16 protein-coding genes and 4 tRNA genes are annotated in these 14689 nt (G+C 58.2%); 16 read left to right on the top strand and 4 right to left on the bottom strand.

What is annotated here, in order from left to right; all coding sequences use genetic code 11:
* Positions 1–33 precede the first annotated feature (33 nt).
* Complete coding sequence (locus tag ACOH1Z_RS01695) at positions 34–1236, top strand: alpha/beta hydrolase family protein (protein WP_449646765.1); 1203 nt, start codon at positions 34–36, stop codon at positions 1234–1236.
* On the opposite strand, the gene ACOH1Z_RS01690 is transcribed toward ACOH1Z_RS01695, so the two are convergent.
* A complete protein-coding gene (locus ACOH1Z_RS01690; RefSeq protein WP_449646764.1) occupies positions 1233–1670 on the bottom strand; it encodes a SufE family protein in 438 nt (145 codons plus the stop codon). The two genes, ACOH1Z_RS01695 and ACOH1Z_RS01690, sit on opposite strands and share 4 nt — an antisense overlap.
* A 9-nt stretch (positions 1671–1679) precedes the next feature.
* Positions 1680–2579: a sulfurtransferase gene (locus ACOH1Z_RS01685; RefSeq protein ID WP_449646763.1), complete on the bottom strand. Its 900-nt coding sequence runs from the start codon at positions 2577–2579 to the stop codon at positions 1680–1682.
* A gap of 139 nt (positions 2580–2718) precedes the next feature.
* Here ACOH1Z_RS01685 and zapE point away from each other — a divergent pair, with 139 nt between their 5' ends.
* Entirely contained in the window at positions 2719–3732 is a 1014-nt protein-coding gene (gene zapE, locus ACOH1Z_RS01680; protein WP_449646762.1) for a cell division protein ZapE, read from the top strand.
* 108 nt (positions 3733–3840) lie between these two features.
* Complete coding sequence (locus ACOH1Z_RS01675) at positions 3841–4917, top strand: ammonium transporter (protein ID WP_449646761.1); 1077 nt, start codon at positions 3841–3843, stop codon at positions 4915–4917.
* Here the strand turns inward: ACOH1Z_RS01675 and ACOH1Z_RS01670 are convergent.
* Positions 4843–5673 (bottom strand): EI24 domain-containing protein, encoded by an 831-nt coding sequence (locus tag ACOH1Z_RS01670; protein ID WP_449646760.1) that lies wholly within the window; start codon positions 5671–5673, stop codon positions 4843–4845. The two genes, ACOH1Z_RS01675 and ACOH1Z_RS01670, sit on opposite strands and share 75 nt — an antisense overlap.
* Positions 5674–5774: 101 nt before the next feature.
* Positions 5775–5847: transfer RNA gene (locus ACOH1Z_RS01665), tRNA-Val, on the bottom strand.
* Positions 5848–5963: 116 nt separating this feature from the next.
* Here ACOH1Z_RS01665 and ACOH1Z_RS01660 point away from each other — a divergent pair.
* The 13 genes from ACOH1Z_RS01660 to ACOH1Z_RS01600 all read left to right on the top strand — a co-directional run bounded on the left by ACOH1Z_RS01660 (position 5964) and on the right by ACOH1Z_RS01600 (position 14644).
* Positions 5964–6035, top strand: a tRNA-Gly gene (locus ACOH1Z_RS01660).
* Between the two features lie 40 nt (positions 6036–6075).
* Positions 6076–6146 (top strand) — tRNA-Cys (locus ACOH1Z_RS01655).
* A gap of 29 nt (positions 6147–6175) precedes the next feature.
* A tRNA-Val gene (locus tag ACOH1Z_RS01650) sits at positions 6176–6247 on the top strand.
* Positions 6248–6401: 154 nt separating this feature from the next.
* Complete coding sequence (thrS, locus tag ACOH1Z_RS01645) at positions 6402–8315, top strand: threonine--tRNA ligase (protein ID WP_449648177.1); 1914 nt, start codon at positions 6402–6404, stop codon at positions 8313–8315.
* Between the two features lie 3 nt (positions 8316–8318).
* The gene (locus ACOH1Z_RS01640; RefSeq protein WP_449646759.1) at positions 8319–8882 is read left to right on the top strand and encodes an HIT family protein; all 564 of its coding nucleotides are present in this window, start codon (positions 8319–8321) and stop codon (positions 8880–8882) included.
* Between the two features lie 53 nt (positions 8883–8935).
* Complete coding sequence (pdxS, locus tag ACOH1Z_RS01635) at positions 8936–9838, top strand: pyridoxal 5'-phosphate synthase lyase subunit PdxS (protein ID WP_449646758.1); 903 nt, start codon at positions 8936–8938, stop codon at positions 9836–9838.
* On the top strand, positions 9828–10439 hold the full coding sequence (gene pdxT / locus ACOH1Z_RS01630) for a pyridoxal 5'-phosphate synthase glutaminase subunit PdxT (protein ID WP_449646757.1): 612 nt from the start codon (positions 9828–9830) through the stop codon (positions 10437–10439). Before pdxS ends, pdxT begins: the two co-directional genes overlap by 11 nt.
* 18 nt (positions 10440–10457) lie before the next feature.
* The gene (locus tag ACOH1Z_RS01625) at positions 10458–11072 is read left to right on the top strand and encodes a hypothetical protein (protein WP_449646756.1); all 615 of its coding nucleotides are present in this window, start codon (positions 10458–10460) and stop codon (positions 11070–11072) included.
* A 51-nt stretch (positions 11073–11123) separates the two neighbouring features.
* A complete protein-coding gene (locus tag ACOH1Z_RS01620; RefSeq protein ID WP_449646755.1) occupies positions 11124–11882 on the top strand; it encodes a YebC/PmpR family DNA-binding transcriptional regulator in 759 nt (252 codons plus the stop codon).
* Between the two features lie 3 nt (positions 11883–11885).
* The gene (gene ruvC, locus ACOH1Z_RS01615) at positions 11886–12497 is read left to right on the top strand and encodes a crossover junction endodeoxyribonuclease RuvC (RefSeq protein WP_449646754.1); all 612 of its coding nucleotides are present in this window, start codon (positions 11886–11888) and stop codon (positions 12495–12497) included.
* The gene (gene ruvA, locus ACOH1Z_RS01610; protein ID WP_449646753.1) at positions 12494–13111 is read left to right on the top strand and encodes a Holliday junction branch migration protein RuvA; all 618 of its coding nucleotides are present in this window, start codon (positions 12494–12496) and stop codon (positions 13109–13111) included. The genes ruvC and ruvA overlap by 4 nt, the downstream gene beginning before the upstream one ends.
* Positions 13111–14142 (top strand): Holliday junction branch migration DNA helicase RuvB, encoded by a 1032-nt coding sequence (gene ruvB / locus ACOH1Z_RS01605; RefSeq protein ID WP_449646752.1) that lies wholly within the window; start codon positions 13111–13113, stop codon positions 14140–14142. Before ruvA ends, ruvB begins: the two co-directional genes overlap by 1 nt.
* A gap of 64 nt (positions 14143–14206) precedes the next feature.
* Positions 14207–14644 carry a preprotein translocase subunit YajC gene (locus ACOH1Z_RS01600; protein WP_449646751.1) on the top strand — a complete coding sequence of 146 codons (438 nt, stop codon included), beginning with the start codon at positions 14207–14209 and terminating at the stop codon, positions 14642–14644.
* Positions 14645–14689 lie beyond the last annotated feature (45 nt).

The following is a 14689-nucleotide window of genomic DNA, read 5'->3' as shown; positions in this document are numbered from 1 at the left end:
CGCGCCAGTGCGGGTGCAGACGGAGGTTTGCGGATGCGAGCACCACAACCGGGGCGCATGGTCGTCGGCATCGTCAGCGGAATTGCTATCGGTGTCACAGCAGTCGGAATCGTCGGTTTGGTCGCTAGCGCGGTTCTTTCCGTAGTTTTTGCTCGGCGGCTCGTGACCCCACCAGGGCGAGCAGACAGTGGACTGCAGATTCTTGCGGTCGGCGAATCGACGATTGTGCTTTCAGCCGCTCTGGAGAGTCGCGCGCCAGGCCGCTTTAGCTTGTGGTTTGCCGACGAGGCAGGTCACGCCCGCATCGGTGCTGTCGTTTCGGAGAGTTCACGATGGGTCGCACGAGAGTTGATCTCGGTTCAACGAGGGATTCCGCACGCCGGGGACAACGCGCGAACGAGTGGCTGGTTCTATCTCAGTCCCGCAGAACTTGGGCTCGAATTTTCCGAAGTACACATTGAAACGGAGCTGGGCGCGGCACCGGCGTGGTTGGTCCCAGCAGCGGCGGCGAGTTCGACGTGGGCAATTCATGTACACGGTCGGGGAGTCCGACGCCAAGAGACTCTGCGCGCTCTGCCCGAGTTTTATGACGCCGGAATCACATCACTTGCCGTGTCATACCGCAATGATACTGAAGCACCAGATTCACCCGACAGGCGCTACGGGTTGGGTTCTACGGAGTATCGCGACGTCGACGCTGCTATCAGTTATGCGCTCGAGGCAGGTGCAGAGCGAATCGTTCTGATGGGATGGTCAATGGGAGGTGCGACAGTCTTGCAGACACTGATGCGCTCCAAGAGTCGGGAAGTAATCGTTGGCCTCATCTTGGATTCTCCCGTAATCGCCTGGGGTCCCATCCTCGAGCTTCACGGCACAATTAACCGAATCCCCACTCCGATTCAGCGCGCGGCGCAAGAAATTCTCGCGGGCGAACAAGCGCAGCTGCTCGTAGGCACCGAGAACCCGCTCGATTTTGCCGCGATGAATTTCGTCGGCCGCGCGACCGAACTCGATCGTCCCATCCTGCTGATGCACAGCACAGCTGACGCTTATGTTCCCGTTGAACCGTCACGTGCGCTTGCGGTGCTTCGCCCGGACATCGTCACCTTCGAAGAATTTGACACTGCCGGTCACACGAGGCTGTGGAACTACGACAGCGAACGGTGGCTTTCGGCTATTCGGTCATGGTTGAGAATTCACGTGGGCGAAGACGACGCCCGAGAAGGTCTCGACTAGGAAATGCTCTTGAGGCGAATCTGACGCTTAGCTCGTGCCAGCATTCCAGTCATGCCGCGAAGGCGGAGTGGACTGACTGCCTTGGCCAGGCCAAGTGACTGAGGGAAGTCGTCCGACAACTCCAGGACTTCCTGGGTGCTGAGGCCAGAAAGGCCCTGTGCCAAAATCGAAGCAAACCCGCGTGTGGTCGGAGCTTCGGGAGGCGCGGTCGCGAACATGTGCACCGTGTCGTTTTCGACCTCAATGAAAATGAAGACCGGGGACTGGCACTCCTCTACCCGTTCAAAAAGATCGGGGTGATCGCGGTAGCGCTCCGGGAGTTCCGGCAGCTCATTCGAGAACTCAAGGAGAAGTTGCAGCCGATCCCGCAGCTGGAGGTCCAAAAAATCGTCGCGGATTTCAGCCAACTGGGTCGGGATCTGCTGCTCACTCATCACTTAAGTCTAACGGGAAGGAACCTCGCCGGGCTCAGTGCCGATGACGATCGGCACTGCGACCAAAGATCCCCATTCAGTCCAAGACCCGTCGTAGTTGCGAACGTTATCGAAGCCCATCAGGTAGTTGAGCACGAACCATGTGTGGCTCGAGCGCTCACCGATACGGCAGTACGCAACAATATCGTCGCCATCTTTCAGCCCGGCACCGTCACGGTAGATCGCGTTCAGCTCGCTGAGCGGACGGAAAGTTCCGTCATCCGCGACAGCCTTGGACCATGGCACACTCTGAGCGCTGGGAATGTGACCGGCACGGAGCGCACCCTCTTCAGGGTAGGCAGGCGCTGTGGTGCGCTCTCCGCTGTACTCCTCAGGGGAACGGACATCAATGAGCGGGTTGCCCAAGTGGGTGAGTACGTCGTCACGGAACGCGCGAATTGTGGAGTCGTTGCGCTCGACGATCGGGTACTCGGTGGCTTGGGGAGTCGGTACCTCGAGAGTGTATTCGCGGCCATCAGCTTCCCACTTTGCGCGCCCACCATCGAGCAAGCGGACATCATCGTGCCCGAAAAGAGTGAAGACCCATAGTGCGTAGGCCGCCCACCAGTTTGTCTTGTCGCCGTAGATGACGACGGTAGTGTCTCGGGAAATTCCGCTACGAGACATGAGCTCGGCGAATCCCTCACCGTCGATGTAGTCGCGGGTTACGGGATCATTGAGATCAGTGTGCCAGTCGATTTTTACGGCGCCGCGGATGTGGCCAGTTTCGTAAAGCAAAACGTCTTCATCAGATTCGACAACTACTAAGCCAGGAGTTTCGAGACGTTCTTCAAGCCAGTCCGCCGAAACCAATCGTTCAGGGTTCGAGAACTCAACGAATTGGGGGGCCGGGTCGCGTTCGATAGTCATAGCTACCTCCGATAGTGGATGGAAAAACTGGCGCGGGCTTCAAACTAAGCTTGATTAGTCCCTTGCCCAAGAAAATTACGCATTCGCCGCTGATTACACCGCGTTGCCGTAAGACTGCGAAACATAACCGAGGCTGAGAATGAGCGCTACTGCGCCTACGACTCCTGAGCGTCTAGTCGATCGTATCCCGTCGTTGACCGGAGCGCAGATGCTCGCCGAACTGGTGCCACCGCGTCAGTTCACCGGGGCGACCTTAGATTCCTATCGACCTGACCGCGACTACCCCTCTCAGGGCGCCGCCGTTGCCGCGATGCGCCACTTTTCTGCCCCGACGAAACCCGGCGGAGGACTGTTTTCTCGCAAAAAAACGCCGGTAGCTAAACCTGGAGTTTATTTGGACGGCGGGTTTGGGGTTGGTAAGACCCACTTGCTTGCGGCTTTGTGGCATCACATTCCTGGCCGCAAGTATTTCGGCACGTTCATTGAGTACACAGCTCTCGTCGGTGCCGTGGGCTATGCCCAAGCTGTTGAGCTTCTCAAGGGTGCTTCGCTGGTGTGCATCGACGAATTTGAGCTTGACGATCCCGGAGACACTCGGTTAATTTCGCGACTGCTGTCTGACCTCGTCGGCTCGGGCACCAAGATTGCGGCAACCTCGAATACTCCGCCGAACGCGCTCGGCGAAGGACGGTTTGCCGCTCAGGACTTCTTGCGAGAAATTGACTCCCTTTCAGCCAAGTTCGAAACCATTCGAATTGATGGAGTTGACTATCGGCGCCGAGACACCGGGGCGCACGCGCTCACAGTCGAGGATGCGGCTGCGGCGGTTTCTCAGATAGCCGGGACAGTGACTTTGGACTCGTTCGATGAAGTGCTGAAACATCTATCGGGAGTTCACCCCTCGCGCTACGTGAAACTGATTGAGGGGATCGACGCGATTGGCTTGACGGACGTGCATCCATTTTCTAACCAGACGGATGCGCTGCGATTTGTTGCGTTTGTAGATCGACTGTATGACGCGCAGGTTCGTATTTTCGCTGAGGGGACGCCACTCGACGGTGTTTTCCCCGACGACATGCTCGCTGGCGGCTATAGCAAGAAGTATTTGCGTGCCGTATCCCGACTTATTGCGCTGACTGCCAACCACGTCTAGTCGCGGTATGCAGTGGACCGGCCCAATTCGCCCATCAAGGGTGGTTCTTGGCGAAGTCATTGTGTATGTGCCCGCTGAGGCATAAGACTGGTCACGGGGAGGTTCACTGTGGCGGAAGAATTCGCGGCGGCGACCATTGGGGTAATTGCGCTTGCAGTGTTGTTGTCGGCGCTGATCGTTTTGTACGCCCGGATTCTTCCGGAAGCGTCTTGGGCACGCGTGATGACAGAGTCTCTCCTGTGCTCGTTGCCCGGTGTCGTTGCGTGGCTGGCTCTTGGCCCTCTTATGTCATCGACATTGCGCCCCATCATGATGCCTTCGCTATCGTTGCTCGGGGGAATCTGTAGCTACCTGGTGACCGTCGTCGCGCGAAGTGCGGGTGCATCGTTTGTTCGGAGTATGACTTTTGGATCTATTTGGGCCGTTGGTGTGTTTGTGCCGACGGCGATCCGCACGTTTGAGCCATTCGGAGCAACCACGCCTCTTGGGCTGAGTCCGATTGATCACGGTGGTGCGCTCGTTATGAGCGTTGCGGTTGGTGCCGGCATGTTCGCCGTCCTGGTGGTGGAACGGAAGTCGCTGATTCGTGGTCGTCGGATGTTTGTCCCCGTCCCGCTGGGGATCGTCGCACTGGTCATCGTGGTTGTGTCGTGGATTGGTTGGCTAGTTGGAGCAGAGTTTGCCATCGACGATGTCGCGGGCCTCATTATCGTCAATGGTGTAGTGAGCGCTATCGCCGGTGCGGTTGGTTGGATCGCAGTTCAGTTGATTGGCCACGGTGTAATTAGTCTCAGATCGCTCGCAGGCGGCGTGGTGAGTGGCCTGATTGCGGTAACGGCCGGCGCACCACTTTTCACTCCAGTTTCTGCGGCAGTGGCCGGGCTTATTGCGGGTGCTGTGGCGTGTGTGTTTACCGTGCGGCGCGGATCGCCGCTGGGTAACCAGTTGCGTTTTCTGGTCAACACCCATTTATTGGGTGGGAGTCTTGGCGTTGTTTCCTTGGGCGTACTCGCGACCGGGTCAGGTTTTCTATTCACCGGCCAGACGGGAATTTTCCAAGAACAGCTCCTCAGCGTCGTCGCGACGGCAAGCTGGTCGTTTGTTATTTCGTCAGGATGCTGGTGGTTGCTCAGCAAGGTCGGTAGAGGCGTTCGCGCCCGCGACTCGCACCTCTTCGTCAAGTAGCGATCGCGTGAGGAGCGTGGCACCGGCGACGGCAGCGGGCATGGCGAACACAGCACCGAACGGAATCAAGAAGACAAGATAGGTCGCTGTTCCCAATCCGAGCGACTGTGCCCGTGAGGCTCTGAGGATGCGACGCCGTGCAGTGAGGTGCATATCTCGAGCCTCGAAGGGGATGTTGGCGAGCTCGACGACTAGGAGCCAGCCGCCGAGTAAGGCACCGGCGGTGGCAGCAATAATGGCGCCGACGATGGGGATAAATCCGAGCAGGAGCACGAGCAGGGCTAGACCGATCGTGGGGAAAAGCAGTCGCAGGCCCTCGCCGAATCCGCGTCGTGCGTCTTTCCAGAACCCTTGCGTCGCGGGCGTGGGCGGCGCACCATGACGGAAATCTACGTGGCTAGAAATTTGACGATAAAAGAAATCTCCGACCATCAGCGTCACCGTCGTGTAGGTGTTCACGATGATGAGGATGCTCGCTAAGAGCAGCGCAACCCCGGCGGCAAATCGCACAGCGGTTCGGGGGAGTTCGTCCCAGTCGTTAGCGAAAGGGGTTATCAGGGTCGCTATGGGGTCAATGGTGACAATCAGGGTAATTAATACCGCGATTGCGACAGCGCCGACGATAGCTGCAGGAATCATCCCCAGAAACATTTGGCGGGGCGCCGTGAGCACTTCGCGGAAGCCTCGAAACAAGAAACTGACGCCGACGAAGAATCGACGAAGTGGCGTTGATCTGGGGGACTTCGCGGCGCGCATTCCCCAAGGGTACTGGCATTGGGCAAGGCCTCAACGTGGCTGATTGCACACACGGCCTGATGGCGAATACGTGTCGCTCTTGCAATTCAGTGCATAAATAGTGGGCGATACCGGACTCGAACCGATGACCTCTTCCGTGTGAAGGAAGCGCGCTACCAACTGCGCCAATCGCCCCGCAGGCCAATCTTCGCATATCTTCGCGACACGCTCGCTACCGAATTGGCTCTCAGCGCAGACTTCGTATACAGTCATCTAGCACGCGAAAACGGGTAACCGAATAGCTGCAAAGTGCGGATGTGGCGCAGTGGTAGCGCATAACCTTGCCAAGGTTAGGGTCGCGAGTTCGAATCTCGTCATCCGCTCGAGTGGGAAGTGTCAGCCTCGCTGGCACTTTCCATGTGCGGTGGAGTGGCCGAGAGGCGAGGCAGCGGCCTGCAAAGCCGTATACGCGGGTTCAAATCCCGTCTCCACCTCGGTATCTAGTGTTTCAACTAAATAGCATGAGCGATTGGCGCAGCGGTAGCGCGCTTCCCTGACACGGAAGAGGTCGCTGGTTCGATCCCAGTATCGCTCACTCGAAAACACCCGACTCAGGTCGGGTTTTTTCGTTTAAGAAGCGCAACCGAACGCTCGTTTGTCTCGTGACACGGCAGTGACCTGATCGCCGCTAAAGTTGCACTGTGACTAAGACTGGATTTGACCTATACACCGACCGCAACGTCGTCGCCATGCGCGTCAACGGTGAGCTGAAAGACCTCGCCACGACGGTAACTGACACGGATGAGGTCGAGGCTGTCACTATCGATTCGCCTGATGGGCTCAATATCCTTCGTCACTCGGCGGCGCACGTCGCAGCTCAAGCGATCCAGACCATTAACCCTGAGGCAAAACTCGGTATTGGTCCGCCCGTTACGGATGGTTTCTATTACGACTTCGATGTCGAGGAGCCGTTTACGCCCGAGGACCTCAAGGCGATCACCAAGGCGATGGATCGCATCATCCGTCAGGGGCAACGCTTTCAGCGTCGTGTCGTGACTGAGGCTGAAGCCCGGGAAGAGCTCGCTAACGAGCCGTACAAGCTTGAACTTATCGGCCTGAAGGGGGCTGTTGCCGAGGGCGACGCCGATGCAGATAACGAGTCGGTCGAGGTCGGCGGCGCCGAGCTCACCATCTACGACAACGTCGATGGCAAGACTGGCGAGGTCTACTGGAAAGATTTGTGCCGTGGACCGCACCTTCCCAACACTCGCATGATCGGCAACGGGTGGTCACTCACGCGTACCGCTGCCGCATATTGGCGCGGTTCGGAAAAGAACAAGCAGCTGCAGCGCGTCTATGGCACGGCCTGGCCGACCAAAGATGAGCTTCGTGAATACCAAGCGCGTCAAGAGGAAGCATTGAAGCGCGATCACCGCAAGCTCGGCGCTGAGCTAGATCTCTTTTCGTTCCCTGACGAAATCGGTTCTGGCCTTGCTGTCTTCCACCCCAAGGGCGGAATCATCCGCCACGAGATGGAGAACTACTCCCGAACGCGCCACTTGCAGGAGGGCTATTCCTTCGTCAACACGCCTCACATCACTAAAGAGGCGCTGTTCGAAACTTCCGGTCACTTGGGCTGGTACAAAGACGGTATGTTCCCACCGATGCACCTCGATGAGGCGCGCAATGAGGAAGGCGAAATAACTCGCCAGGGTGCCGACTATTACCTCAAGCCCATGAACTGCCCGATGCACATCCTGATTTACAAGTCAGGCGGCCGCTCCTACCGCGACCTTCCCATGCGCCTGTTTGAATTCGGCACGGTGTACCGCAATGAGAAGTCTGGTGTTATTCACGGACTGACTCGCGTGCGTGGACTCACCATGGATGACGCCCACATTTTCACAACAAAGGAGGGGATGAAGGCTGAGCTCACTAACACTCTCAACTTCGTGCTCTCTTTGTTGCGGGATTATGGCCTCACAGACTTTTACCTTGAACTGTCGACGAAGGATCCTGAGAAGTATGTCGGTGACGACGATGTGTGGGATGAAGCGACGCAGACCCTTGCCGAGGTGGCCGAAGAGTCGGGGCTTGAACTTGTTCCTGACCCGGGCGGAGCCGCGTTCTATGGCCCCAAGATTTCGGTTCAGGCTCGCGACGCCATCGGGCGTACGTGGCAGATGTCTACCGTGCAGCTCGACTTCAACCTTCCGGAACGCTTCGATCTGGAGTACACGGCTGCGGATGGTTCACGCCAGCGTCCCGTCATGATTCACCGCGCGCTGTTCGGCTCGATCGAGCGCTTCTTCGGCGTTCTCACCGAGCACTACGCTGGGGCATTCCCGGTCTGGCTTTCGCCAGTTCAGGTTGTCGGCATCCCTGTCGCTGAAGCCTACGAGGAGTACTTGGGCGGTGTTGTCGACCAGCTCAAAGCTCTCGGTGTTCGCGCCGAGCTCGACGCATCCAGTGAGCGCATGCAGAAGAAGATCCGCACGCACACGAAGTCGAAGGTTCCGTTCCAGCTCATTGCTGGAGAGCAAGATCAGGCTGCTGGCTCGGTCAGCTTCCGTTTCCGTGACGGAACTCAGGAGAACGGCATCCCGATTGCGGACGCGGTTGCGCGTATTACCGACGCGATCGCGACCCGAGCCCAGGTTTAATTCGTGCGCGACTACGACGGTTCCGAGCTTCCGGCGGGGGAGTCTAGTAACGACTTCGCTGCGGTGCCTGACGCGTTCCAGCGGCTGTGGACGCCCCATCGCATTGCGTACATCATGGACCAGACCCAACCAGAGAAGGATGATTGTCCGTTCTGCGTTGCGCCAACCCTGGATGACGAAAAGGCTCTCATCGTTGCGCGGGGAACTCACGCGTACGTTCTGCTCAACCTCTTTCCGTACAACAGCGGGCACTTGCTCGTGTGCCCGTACCGCCACGTCGCGCTCTATGACGAAGCTACGGATGACGAAGTTGCCGAGATCGCCTCACTCACTCAGACAGCAATGCGAGTGCTGCGCGAAACCTCGAAATCGCACGGATTCAATATCGGCATGAATCAGGGAGCGTTGGCCGGAGCGGGCATCGCTAACCACCTTCATCAACATGTGGTGCCTCGGTGGGCCACCGACTCGAACTTCTTTCCCATCGTTGCGGGAACAAAGGCGATTCCGCGTCTACTTGGTGAAGTGCGTGACGAGCTCGCTAACGCGTGGCCAACGAACCACTGAGAAGGAATTGGCTACGCCCTTCACCGCCAATCCGACGGTAAAATTGGGTCACTATGAGCGACAACACTTCATCAAACCAGTCGGGCACGAGCCGCGTTAAGCGTGGACTCGCTGAAATGCTCAAGGGCGGCGTCATTATGGACGTCGTCAACGCAGAACAAGCGAAGATCGCTGAAGACGCCGGCGCAGTAGCCGTGATGGCTCTCGAGCGCGTTCCCGCAGACATCCGTTCACAAGGCGGAGTGGCTCGCATGAGCGATCCCGACCTCATCGACGGAATCATCGAAGCTGTGTCGATCCCGGTTATGGCGAAGGCCCGCATCGGTCACTTCGTTGAGGCGCAGGTTCTTCAGGCGCTCAAGGTTGACTACATTGACGAATCAGAAGTACTGAGCCCTGCTGACTACGTGAACCACATCGACAAGTGGAACTTCGATGTTCCCTTCGTTTGTGGTGCTACCAACCTGGGTGAGGCGCTGCGTCGCATCACTGAGGGTGCCGCGATGATCCGCTCGAAGGGTGAAGCCGGAACCGGTGACGTCTCTGAGGCGACCAAGCACATCCGCACCATCAAGGGCCAAATCAACGAGCTTCGTTCGAAGACTGCTGACGAACTCTATGTTGCAGCTAAGGAGCTTCAGGCTCCCTACGACCTCGTTCGGGAGATCGCTGAAACCGGCAAGCTCCCGGTTGTTCTTTTCACCGCTGGTGGAGTTGCGACTCCGGCCGACGCTGCGTTGATGATGCAGCTTGGTGCCGATGGCGTATTCGTTGGTTCAGGAATCTTCAAGTCGGGAAACCCGGCTCAGCGCGCCGCCGCGATCGTCAAGGCAACGACGTTCTTCGATGACCCCAGTGTGATTGCGGCAGCATCGCGCGGACTCGGTGAAGCCATGGTCGGCATTAACGTTTCTGACCTCGCTGCTCCTCACCGTCTCTCTGAGCGTGGCTGGTAGTTCACCAGTCGGTCAACTCCCTATTGGAGTTCTCGCTCTCCAGGGCGATTTTCGTGAGCACCTGCATGTGCTCCAGCAACTGGGCGAAACCGCAGTAGCGGTCAAGACGCCTGAACAGCTGGAGCACATCGCCGGCCTTGTCATTCCTGGTGGCGAATCAAGTGTGATCGACAAACTGTCCCGCCTCTATGGGCTTGCTGAACCCATCCGGTCCGCGATTGCGGCGGGTCTGCCCGTGTACGGAACCTGCGCAGGGCTGATTATGCTCGCAGACACCGTTCTTGATGCAATCGAAGGTCAACAGTCCTTTGGCGGTCTCGATATCGTCGTCAGGCGCAATGCGTTCGGCTCGCAGACTGACTCTTTTGAGACTGATCTTGTCGTGCCTGAGCTCGGTGAAGTACCCGTGCGCGCTGTTTTCATTCGGGCTCCAGTCGTCGTCTCTCTGGGGACGGATGTTCGTGCTCTCGCTACCCTCGAAGACGGTCGCGTGGTCGCTGTCGAACACGGCCAGCTCATGGGTACCTCTTTTCACCCAGAGATCACGGGCGATACACGTTTTCACGAGTATTTCGTCGCGCGAGTGCGGAGCCGCAGCTAGTTCCTGCATCATGGGGGAATGAAACTGTACGCAGACCATGCTCCTCGTCGGGCTCGCCAACTGACCGGTGACATCCTCGCGCTAGTTTTCATCGTTGGGTGGATTGCGCTCGGAGTATGGGTGTATCAACTGATCGCTGCGTTCCAGCAGCTCGGTGTTCAGATGCAGGAGGCGGGGGCCGGCTTCAGGTCTACGATGATCGAGCTGGGGGACACTCTGGGTTCGGTTCCCCTCATCGGGGCGGGCATCCGAGTTCCCTTTGATGGAGCGAGCGACGCCGGGGTCGCGTTGGAAAATGCCGGACAGAGCCAACAAGACACGGTGCTTGCTACTGCGACCGTCGTTGGGATAGTGATTGCGGTTGTTCCCATTGCGCTAATCCTGTTGTTGTGGCTGGTGCCCCGACTGCGATTCGCGCGCCGAGCAACCGAAGCGAAAATCCTCTTGAGTTCTCCAGGTGGCGCAGATTTGCTTGCTCTTCGCGCGTTATCTACTCACAAGCTGGGGGATCTTGCCGAGGTGGCGCCAGACGCCGCCGCGCTGTGGCGGGCTGGGGATCCGGTGATTGTCGCGCGTCTTGCACAGCTCCAGTTGCACTCGCTCGGCGTGCGCAGCGCGCTTGTCGAGCACTAGAGCGGGGATTCGCGCAGGCGAACTGTCTGCGTGCCCGGTAGAATGGTGTTTATGTCAGGGCATTCCAAATGGGCAACTACCAAGCACAAGAAGGCGATTACTGATTCTCGCCGCGCGAAGTCATTCGCGAAACTGATCAAGAATATTGAGGTCGCCGCCAAGATTGGCGGAGCTGACCTCTCGGGTAATCCGACTCTTGTTGACGCTATTCAAAAGGCGAAGAAGACATCGGTGCCCAACGACAACATCGATCGTGCAGTCAAGCGCGGCTCCGGCCAGCTTGGCGATGCCATTGAGTATCTCAACATCATGTACGAAGGCTACGGCCCCAATGGTGTTGCTCTTCTGGTCGAATGTCTCACCGACAACAAGAACCGCGCTGCGGCAGACGTACGCACCATCATGAGTCGTAACGGCGGTTCGCTCGCTGACCCTGGCAGCGTCGCTTACAACTTCGAACGCAAGGGTGTTATCTCGATCACTAAGACCGAGGGCGTCACCGAAGACGACATCCTCATTGCCGTACTCGATGCCGGTGCTGAAGAGGTCAAGAACCACGGCGAAGGCTTCGAGGTAATTACCGACACGGCGCACCTCGTTCAATCGCGGGACGCCCTTCAGGCGGCAGGGATTGACTACGACTCCTCAGAGGCAGAATTCGTTCCCCACCTCAAGGTCGAAGTTGATGCGGACACCGCGCGCAAGGTTTTCCGACTGATTGATGCTCTTGAAGAGTCTGACGACGTTCAGAATATTTACTCGAACTTCGACATCACGCCTGAGGTGCAGGCCGAACTCGACGAGGACTAGTCGATGACGCTCCGCGTGATCGGGATTGATCCCGGTCTCACGCGATGCGGCATCGGTGTGGTGGATGTTGCACCAGATCGTCGCGCGACGCTCGTGCATGTTGGCGTGGTGCGCACCCCTCCGGGCATGGCGTTAGAAGAGCGACTCCGCGAAATTGGCGACGGCATCGATGCGGTGATCGCCGAATTCGCGCCTCAACAGCTTGCGCTCGAACGAGTCTTTGCCCAAAACAACGTGAGCACAGTGATGGGAACGGCTCAAGCAAGCGGAGTCGCAATGTATGTCGCCGCTCGCCACGGCATACCGGTCACCCTCCACACCCCCACCGAAGTGAAGCTTGCGATTACGGGATACGGTGGCGCTGAAAAGAAGCAGGTTGGCACAATGGTTGCGCGTGTTTTGGGCCTCGCTGAAGCTCCTAAACCTGCGGATGCGGCGGATGCCTGTGCTCTCGCAATTTGTGGAGCGTGGAAGAGTGGCCCTGGTTTCGCTGCTTCTCCGTCAGGTCGCGGGGCTGATCGCTCAGGGGCATCCGGCTCATCACAGCTGACACCGGCCCAGGAGGCGTGGCGGTCAGCAGAGAAGTCGGCGGGTGCTCGTAGGCTGAACCTATGATTTCTTCCCTTCGTGGCACCGTTCTTGCCGCGGCCGGAACCACGGTCGTCATCGAAGTTGGGGGAGTGGGCCTCTCGGTGAGTGTCACTCCCGAGCACGCACTATCGGTGCGCGTCGGATCCGAAACTCAACTCAATACAGCGCTCATCGTGCGTGAAGATGATTTAGCGCTCTATGGGTTTCACACTCCGGACGAACTTTCTGCGTTCACCCTGCTTCGCGGCGTAACGGGCGTTGGCCCTAAGAGTGCGATGGGCGTGCTTGCTGCCCTCGCGCCAGAGGAGATAGCTCGTGCCGTGGCCGAAGAGAACGACGCCGCATTTCGTAAGGTATCGGGCATCGGTCCGAAGACGGCAAAACTCATTGTTCTCAATCTCGCAGGCAAACTCTTCGTTAGTTCTCCGCAGCGTGGCGCTCAGCCCGTTGTCTCCACCCCGGTATCCGAAAGTGTGTCGATGGCGTTGCAGGGGCTCGGGTGGTCTGAGAAGCTTGCCCGGCCCGCGGCTGAGGCTGCCTTCCGCGAGGCAGCAGAGTCCGATAAGGGCAATACGCAGGCTGTATTGAGGCGCGCGCTCCTGCTCGTCGGCTCGCAAGCCCCGAATGGTGGTTCGTGATGCCTGACAACGATGATGTCGTCGCCAACTCTGGTGTTGAGTCGGATGCCGAGCTTGCCTTTGAGGGCGCGCTTCGACCGAAATCCCTCCATGAGTTTGTCGGTCAGCAGAAGGTGCGTGGCCAACTGCAGCTTCTTCTGAAGGCAGCAGCGATGCAAAACCGCACGGCAGACCACATCTTGCTTGCAGGCCCACCCGGCCTCGGCAAGACAACATTGGCGATGATTGTTGCGCACGAAAGCAACCGACCATTGCGCATGTCTAGCGGTCCTGCGATCCAGCACGCCGGTGATCTTGCGGCGGTATTGTCGTCGCTTCTTCCCGGCGAAGTTCTCTTCATCGACGAAATCCACCGGATGGCACGCTCGGCCGAAGAGATGCTCTACCTTGCGATGGAAGACTTTCGCATCGATATTATGGTCGGCAAGGGCGCCGGCGCGACATCCATTCCTTTAGACATTGCGCCGTTCACGCTTGTCGGTGCCACGACGCGATCGGGATTGCTGCCGAACCCGCTGCGAGATCGTTTTGGGTTTACCGCACACCTTGAGTTCTATGACGAGCCCGAGCTTGAACAGGTACTCGTTCGTGCTGCCGTGATGCTTGAGCTCGAGATTGATCGCGATGCGATCGCGGAGATTGCTGGTCGTTGTCGCGGCACTCCTCGAATCGCGAACCGATTGCTTCGGCGTGTGCGCGATTACGCGCTCGTCAATCACATTCCGGCTTCTCGGGATGCGGTGCGTGCCGCCCTTGAGCTGTACGACGTCGATGAACGCGGCCTTGATCGTCTGGACAGAGCGGTGATGCAGACCGTACTGACCCGCTTTGATGGCGGACCAGTTGGACTCAGCACGCTTGCAGTTTCCGTCGGAGAAGAAGCAGAGACGGTCGAGTCAGTCGTCGAGCCGTTCCTGGTGCGAATAGGGCTGTTGTCGCGCACGCCGCGCGGTCGTGTTGCGACTCGCGCAGCGTGGGAGCACTTCGGCATCGACGATCGAAATTCGTCTCTCTTCAGTGATGAACTATAGTTTTATTGGCTTAGTACGCGCCTCAGCTTGAGCGCCAGGCCCACAGACCACCGAAAGGTACCTCATGGATCCTCTTTCTATTGCGATGCTCGCCATTCTTGGCGTACTCATCTTCTTTATGTTCCGCAACAGCCGCAAGCGCAAAGCTCAGATGGCAGAACTGCGCGAGCAGATGGTTCCTGGCGTCGAAGTTATGACTAACTTCGGGCTTTTTGGAACGCTCGTTACCAACGACACCGTTGCCAACTCTGCCGAGATCGAGATCAGCACTGGCGTAATCGTCAAGGTTCACAGCCAGACGCTGGCCAAGGTCGTTGTCGAAGAAGAGGCTGTCGAAGGCGCTCCTCGTTCGGTGGAAGAAGCTATGGAAATCGCCAACCGCGAAGCTGCGGAACGCGAAGCTGGCACTGCTGAGGTTGACGCTGACGTGAAGCCAGAATTTGGTGAGTTGTCAGACACGAAGCCGGCTAGCTCTGCTGAGTCAAAAAAGGCGTCCGAGTAACCCACTAGTGTTGAGAGTCGTCCCTCCCGAGGACGGTTGTCCAAT

Source organism: Rhodoglobus sp. (assembly GCF_053580035.1).
This window is presented reverse-complemented; position numbering and strand designations above follow the sequence as displayed.

Excerpts from the sequence above, each read along its gene's own strand:
- ACOH1Z_RS01695 (WP_449646765.1), top strand. The coding sequence starts at position 34 with ATGCGAGCACCACAACCGGGGCGCATGGTCGTCGGCATCGTCAGCGGA.
- ACOH1Z_RS01690 (WP_449646764.1), bottom strand. The coding sequence starts at position 1,670 with ATGAGTGAGCAGCAGATCCCGACCCAGTTGGCTGAAATCCGCGACGAT.
- ACOH1Z_RS01685 (WP_449646763.1), bottom strand. The coding sequence starts at position 2,579 with ATGACTATCGAACGCGACCCGGCCCCCCAATTCGTTGAGTTCTCGAAC.
- zapE (WP_449646762.1), top strand. The coding sequence starts at position 2,719 with ATGAGCGCTACTGCGCCTACGACTCCTGAGCGTCTAGTCGATCGTATC.
- ACOH1Z_RS01670 (WP_449646760.1), bottom strand. The coding sequence starts at position 5,673 with ATGCGCGCCGCGAAGTCCCCCAGATCAACGCCACTTCGTCGATTCTTC.
- thrS (WP_449648177.1), top strand. The coding sequence starts at position 6,402 with ATGCGCGTCAACGGTGAGCTGAAAGACCTCGCCACGACGGTAACTGAC.
- pdxS (WP_449646758.1), top strand. The coding sequence starts at position 8,936 with ATGAGCGACAACACTTCATCAAACCAGTCGGGCACGAGCCGCGTTAAG.
- ACOH1Z_RS01625 (WP_449646756.1), top strand. The coding sequence starts at position 10,458 with ATGAAACTGTACGCAGACCATGCTCCTCGTCGGGCTCGCCAACTGACC.
- ACOH1Z_RS01620 (WP_449646755.1), top strand. The coding sequence starts at position 11,124 with ATGTCAGGGCATTCCAAATGGGCAACTACCAAGCACAAGAAGGCGATT.
- ruvC (WP_449646754.1), top strand. The coding sequence starts at position 11,886 with ATGACGCTCCGCGTGATCGGGATTGATCCCGGTCTCACGCGATGCGGC.
- ruvA (WP_449646753.1), top strand. The coding sequence starts at position 12,494 with ATGATTTCTTCCCTTCGTGGCACCGTTCTTGCCGCGGCCGGAACCACG.
- ruvB (WP_449646752.1), top strand. The coding sequence starts at position 13,111 with ATGCCTGACAACGATGATGTCGTCGCCAACTCTGGTGTTGAGTCGGAT.
- ACOH1Z_RS01600 (WP_449646751.1), top strand. The coding sequence starts at position 14,207 with ATGGATCCTCTTTCTATTGCGATGCTCGCCATTCTTGGCGTACTCATC.